Annotated in this window: 7 protein-coding genes; 3 read left to right on the plus strand and 4 right to left on the minus strand. The window is 71.2% G+C overall.

The window, feature by feature from the left end; translation table 11 throughout:
- The 4 genes from ACT6XY_RS22140 to ACT6XY_RS22155 all read right to left on the minus strand — a co-directional run.
- Positions 1 to 420, minus strand: a 420-nt coding sequence (locus tag ACT6XY_RS22140; protein WP_444750471.1) for a hypothetical protein, incomplete at its 3' end; no start/stop codon positions are given.
- Between the two features lie 170 nt (positions 421 to 590).
- Positions 591 to 974, minus strand: a complete 384-nt coding sequence (crcB, locus tag ACT6XY_RS22145) for a fluoride efflux transporter CrcB (protein ID WP_444750472.1) — start codon at positions 972 to 974, stop codon at positions 591 to 593.
- Positions 975 to 1,013: 39 nt separating this feature from the next.
- The gene (locus ACT6XY_RS22150) at positions 1,014 to 2,318 is read right to left on the minus strand and encodes a replication-associated recombination protein A (protein ID WP_444750473.1); all 1,305 of its coding nucleotides are present in this window, start codon (positions 2,316 to 2,318) and stop codon (positions 1,014 to 1,016) included.
- 5 nt (positions 2,319 to 2,323) lie between these two features.
- Entirely contained in the window at positions 2,324 to 3,745 is a 1,422-nt protein-coding gene (locus ACT6XY_RS22155; protein WP_444750474.1) for a Do family serine endopeptidase, read from the minus strand.
- A gap of 126 nt (positions 3,746 to 3,871) precedes the next feature.
- Here ACT6XY_RS22155 and cnbZ (ACT6XY_RS22160) point away from each other — a divergent pair, with 126 nt between their 5' ends.
- From cnbZ (ACT6XY_RS22160) to ACT6XY_RS22170, 3 genes are all read left to right on the plus strand, one after another.
- The gene (gene cnbZ / locus ACT6XY_RS22160) at positions 3,872 to 4,621 is read left to right on the plus strand and encodes a 2-amino-5-chloromuconate deaminase CnbZ (RefSeq protein WP_444750475.1); all 750 of its coding nucleotides are present in this window, start codon (positions 3,872 to 3,874) and stop codon (positions 4,619 to 4,621) included.
- 87 nt (positions 4,622 to 4,708) lie between these two features.
- A complete protein-coding gene (cnbZ, locus tag ACT6XY_RS22165; RefSeq protein ID WP_444750476.1) occupies positions 4,709 to 5,461 on the plus strand; it encodes a 2-amino-5-chloromuconate deaminase CnbZ in 753 nt (250 codons plus the stop codon).
- Positions 5,458 to 5,916, plus strand: a 459-nt coding sequence (locus ACT6XY_RS22170; RefSeq protein WP_444750477.1) for a YbfB/YjiJ family MFS transporter, incomplete at its 3' end; no start/stop codon positions are given. The genes cnbZ (ACT6XY_RS22165) and ACT6XY_RS22170, both read left to right, overlap by 4 nt.

Here is a 5,916-nt window from a genome sequence, read left to right on the forward strand (position 1 = left end):
GCTCTCCACCGTACGGGGAGCCTCCTCGCGCGGCGACCGGGAGCGCACCGGCCGGTCCGCCGCGCGTGCGGGGCGCCGCTCATCGGACGGCTCGCGACGCGACGCGCGTGGCTCCTCGATGGCGTCGATGTCCAGATCGGCATCGGGCGCCCATGTCGCATTGTCGAGGTCCCAGTCGTCGGACCGACCGCGGCGGGGCGAACCGTCGAAGGACCGCAGGTCGGTCGGCTCGCGCCGGACTCGCTCGCGGCGCGGCGGGCCGGAGCGGCGGGGCTCGCCATCGTGCTCCTCGGGGCGACGATCCTCGAAACCACGATCGTCCGAACGCTCGAAGGGCCGGCGGCTGCGCACCGGACCGCGCGGCGCGCGCTCGGCCTCGGCGGCAAAGGGCGGGCGCTTGGACGGCGGACGGGCGCCCATGCGCGGTGCCTCGCCGGCAGGTCCCGCGCTACGGCCGCGTGCCGGCTTGCCCGGACCCTTGCCGGGTCCCTTGGCAAATCCCTTTGCAGGTCCTTTGGCCGCGCCCTTGCCGCCGAAGCGTTTGGCGCCGCGGTCGACGGGTCCCTGACCGGGCGGCTTGCCCCTGCCCTTCATGAGAAGCTCCTGATGACGGCGAGGCCGACCGCCACGGCTGCGATCGAAAGAACCACCGAAAGCACCACATAGAGGGCGGCGGCCCCGTAGTCACCCCGTTCGATGAGGGTCACGGCGTCGAGGGAGAAGGCGGAGAAGGTGGTGAAGCCGCCGAGGATGCCTGTGGTGAGGAAGATGCGGAGGTCCTGGCTCCATGGCGCCTGGGCGCGAAAGGCGAGCCAGCCTGCGATCAGCCCCATGGCGAGGCCGCCCGCGACGTTGACGATGAGCGTGCCGGCTGGGAAGCCCGGCCCGAAGGCCTTCAGCGACCAGACGTTGACGCCGTAGCGCGCCGCGCCGCCGATGCCGGAGCCGAGGAAGACGAGGAAAAGCTTGGTCATGGGCCAAGGCCTAGCGGATGTCAGGCCCTGCGTGAAGCGTCAGCCGCCGCGCTCGCGCCGGAGCTTCGCCCACCATTCCATGCGCTTGGCGACCTCCCGCTCAAAGCCACGTTCGACGGGCCGGTAGAAGCTCTGGCGCCCCAGCGCCTCGGGCCAGTAGTCCTGGCCGGAAAAGGCGTCGGGCTCGTCGTGGTCGTAGCGGTAGCCGTCGCCGTAGCCCTCCGACTTCATCAGCTTGGTCGGCGCGTTGAGGATCGTCTTGGGCGGCGTGAGGCTCCCGCGCTCCTTGGCGAGCGACAGCGCGGCCTTCCAGGCGGTGTAGGCGGCGTTCGATTTCGGCGCCGTGGCGACGTAGATCACTGCATTGGCGAGGGCCAGTTCACCCTCGGGGCTGCCGAGGAAGTCGTAGGCGTCCTTTGCGGCATTGGCGACGACGAGGGCCTGCGGATCGGCGAGGCCGATATCCTCCACCGCCATGCGCACGACGCGGCGGGCGATGAAGAGTGGGTTCTCGCCGGCGTCGAGCATGCGGGCGAGATAGTAGAGCGCCGCGTCGGGGTCGGAGCCGCGCACGGTCTTGTGGAGCGCGGAGATGAGGTTGTAGTGCCCCTCCTGCGCCTTGTCGTAGATCGGCGCGCGGCGCTGGACGATCTCCGAGAGACCGGCGGTGTCGAAGACCTCGCCCTCGCCGGCAGCGCGCCAGACCTCCTCCGCCAGTGTCAGGATCGCGCGGCCGTCCCCGTCCGCCATGCGTACGAGGGCGAGGCGGGCGTCGGCGTCGAGCGGCAGGGGTTTCGCCTCCAGCGCCTCGGCGCGGGCGATCAGCTTTTCCAGCGCATCGTCGTCGAGGGAGCGGAAGGTCAGCACGCGGGCACGGGAGAGCAGCGCGGCATTGAGCTCGAAAGACGGGTTTTCGGTCGTCGCCCCCACGAGGGTCACCGTGCCATCCTCGACCACCGGCAGGAAGGCGTCCTGCTGCGAGCGGTTGAAGCGATGGATCTCGTCGACGAACAGGAGCGTGCCGCGCCCCTGGACGCGCCGGGAGCGGGCCTGCTCGAAGACCTTCTTGAGGTCCGCGACGCCGGTGAAGATGGCGGAGATCTGCTCGAAGGCGAGATCCGTCTCGCCCGCCAGCAGCCGCGCCACCGTCGTCTTGCCGGTGCCCGGCGGCCCCCAGAACACGAGCGAACCCAGTGAGCGGGTGCGCAGCAGCCGGGTCAACGCGCCGTCTGGACCGGTCAGGTGCTCCTGACCGGCGACCTCGGCCAGCGTCTGAGGCCGCAGGCGGTCGGCGAGCGGGCGCGGTGCCTTCGGATCCGGGCCCGCGGCCTCGAAGAGGTCCACGGCGCTCAGCCGCCCATCATGGAATTGATGATCTGTCCGCCGCGGTCGATCTGGAAGCGCCAAAGGCGGGCGCGCTGGGCCGTGGCCTCACGCAGATCGGCCGGCGAGCGGATGTCGCGGCCGTTGACCGACAGAACGACGTCGCCGGGCTGAAGCCCCACCTGCCCGGCCGCCGAATTCGGCTCCACCGCCATGATGACGACGCCGTCCGTGCGGTGGGAGACGCGAAGCTCGTCGGCCATACCGGGCTCGAGGGTCGCGACGCGGGCGCCGGCGAAGGGCGAGGGCCCGGCGAGGGTCACGGCGTCCTGGCCGCCGGGGGGCGCGGGCTCGAGGGCGACGGGCACCACGAGGTTGCGGCCGTTGCGGGTGACCGCGATGCTCGCCATTCCGCCGATCGGCTTGACGCCGAAGCGGTAGCCGAAGCCGTCCGGGTCCTCGACGGCTTGCCCGTCGACGGCGGTGATGAGGTCGCCGGCGCGCATGCCGGCCCGCGCGGCGGGCGAATTCGGAACGACGGAGACGACGAGGGCGCCGGTGGGACGGGCGAGCCTCAGGCTCTCGGCGACGTCGGCGGTGACGGTCTGAAGGCGTCCGCCGAACCAGGGCCGCTGGACCGTCTGGCTGCCGGTCTTCGCCGATTCGACAACGAGGCGCACGAGGGCGGTTGGAATGGCGAAGCCGATGCCGTGGCTGCCGCCGGAGCGCGAGAAGATCGCCGTGTTCACGCCGACCAGGCGGCCCGCCATGTCGACCAGCGCGCCGCCGGAATTGCCGGGGTTGATGGCAGCATCGGTCTGCACGAAGGACTGGTAGTCGGCGACGCCGACCTGCGTGCGCGCCAGCGCCGAGACGATGCCCTGGGTGACCGTCTGGCCGACGCCGAAGGGATTGCCGATGGCGAGCACGATGTCGCCGACCTCCAGCGCGTCGGAGTCGCCGATATCGAGGACTGCGAGGTCGGCTGGCGGATTCTTCAGCTTCAGCACAGCAAGGTCGGTGCGCGGATCGCGCAGCACGATGTCGACCTCGAACTCGCGCCGGTCGGCAAAGGCGACCTTCACCTCCGTCATGTTCTGGATGACGTGGTTGTTGGTGATGACGAGGCCCGAGCGGTCGACGATGACGCCGGAGCCGAGGGAGCGCGCCACCTCGGCGCGACCGGGCCCCTGCGGGCCGCCCTGCCCGCCCCGGTCGCCGAAGAAGCGGCGGAAGATCGGGTCGTCGAAGAAGGGATGGGCCTGCACCTGCTCGACGCGGGCCCCGTAGACGTTGACGACGGCGGGTGCGGCCCGCTTCACCACGGGCGCGAAGGAGAGCTGCACCTCGGCGCGGCTCTGGGGCGCCTGGCGCTGCGCCTCAGCGGCTCCGGGGGACAGGACGGCGAGGGCTGAGGCGAGGAGGACGAGGGGAGCGAGTCTGGTCATGGCGGCAATATAGCGAGGCGCCCTCCGTCCCGGAAGGGAATGCAGGGGCGGACTGCACCGGGCGCGTGTTGACGGACGCCACCCGGGCCGCGAGGCTTGCAGCCGTTTCCGCCGGAATCCTTTTTCATGACCGCCGTCGATTTCACCCCGGGCAACTACCGTTTCGTGCCGAACGTCTTCCAGTATTCCGGCGCGGTCGCCGCCATGCCGGGGCACCATCTGGTGCGTACGGTCTTCCCGACGCCGGTGCCGCTTGCGGACGCCTTTCGGCAGATCGCCGACATGCTCGCCTCGGTGGGCCGGCCGCTCACGGCGTTCTGCGCCTGCGAACTGCGCTCGCCTGCTCCCTTCGACGAGGCGGGTTTCCGCGCCTTCAACGCGATCTATGCCGGAACCCTCGCCGCATGGGGCCTGATCGACGGGGAGGTCAATCCGGTCGCCCGCGCCAACGTCTGCCCGGTCGTCGACGCGCCGGCGGAGCCCTCCATCCACGCCTTCACCCATGTCGCCGTCGGCGACGCGGGTCGCCCCTCCTTCGTCGTCGCCGGCAGCGGCGAGGGGTTCGATAAGGGTCCTGGCCATTTCTCCGAGCGGATCGTCCGCCATGGCGAGACGTCGCCGGACGCTTTGCGCGACAAGCTCCGCACCGTGCTCACCCACATGGAGACGCGGATGGCGCCGCTCGGCTTCGGCTGGGCGGATACGACCGCCGTCCAGATCCATACGCTGCACGACCTCGGTCCGTTGTTGGAGCGCGAGGTCTTCGGCCGCGGCGCCGGCCGCAACGGCGTGACGCTGCATCGCGACCGCCCGCCGATCGACGGACTCGAAATCCTGATGGACACGCGAGGCGTCGGCGTCGAGCACGTCCTCTGACGCCGGCAGACGGCCGATGCGTTCGGGCCGGTTGACCGGGGGATGGGGACCCGCGAGGCTCGCCGCCGAGGAAACGCGGAGACCCTGATGACCCCGATCGACTTTGCCGCCGGCAACTACCGCTACGTGCCGAGCGTGTTCCAGTATTCCGCGGGGGCTGCCGCCCTGCCCGGCTATCACGTCGAGCGGGTGATGTTCCGCAATCCCGTGCCGCTGAAGGAGGGTTTTGCCCGCATCGCCGGCCTCATCCAGGGTGCCGGGCGGCCGCTGACCTCCTTCTGCGCCTGCGAGTTGCGTTCACCGGCCCCCTTCGACGATGCCGGCTTCAAGGCCTTCAACGAGATTTATGTCGGGACGCTCGCCGAGTGGGGCATCTACGACCCCGCGACCAAGGCCAATCCGGTGGCGCGATCCAACGTCTGTCCGGAACTCGCAGGCCCGCCGGAGCCCTCCTTCCACGCCTTCTCCTTCATCGCCGAGGGCGACGCGGGCGTGCCGCAGTTCGTCATCTCCGGGTCGGGCGAGGCGCGCGAGGGGGCCGGCCCCTATGCCGAGCGAATCGTCCGCCTCAACGATACGAGCCCCCAGGGCCTGCGCGAGAAGGGCGTCTTCGTGCTGGAGCAGATGGAGAAGCGCATGGCCGCCTTCGGCCACGGCTGGCCGGACACGACGGCGGCGCAGGTCTATTGCGTCCACGACATCCATCCCTTCCTCGCCGACGAGATCGTCCGGCGCGGGGCAGCCCGCTGCGGCCTCTCCTGGCACTTCAACCGGCCGCCCGTGGTGGGGCTCGACTACGAGATGGACTGCCGGAGCGTCGCCGTCGAGCGCAGCCCGTGAGTCCTGGCGCCACGGGGGGCTGGCGCGGGTTCTTCGCGCCCATCCTCGCCGGCTATTGCGGCCTGCTCATCGGCGTCGGCATGGGCCGCTTCGGCTATCCGCCGCTGATCCCGGCGATGGTCGAAGCCGGTTGGGCGACGCCGACCACGCTGCACCTCGCCGGCGCCTTCAACCTCGCCGGCTACATCCTCGGGGCGGGAACGGCGCTCGCCACCGCGCGGGCGCTGGGTGTCAGGCCGGCGATCGCGCTCGCAGCCGCCTTCGCGGTCCTCGCCTTCGCGGCCTCGGCGGTGCCCCTGCCCGCCTTCGCCTTCATCGCGCTGCGGGCGCTGTCCGGCGCCACCGGGGGCGTGCTGATGATCGTCATCCCGCCCGTCGTCGCCAACGTCGTCGCCCCCTCCCACCGGGGCCGCGCCAACGGCCTTGCCTTTGCCGGCGTCGGCACGGGCTTCGTC

The organism is Phreatobacter sp., from assembly GCF_052440005.1.
Taxonomy (GTDB): Bacteria; Pseudomonadota; Alphaproteobacteria; order Rhizobiales; family Phreatobacteraceae; genus Phreatobacter.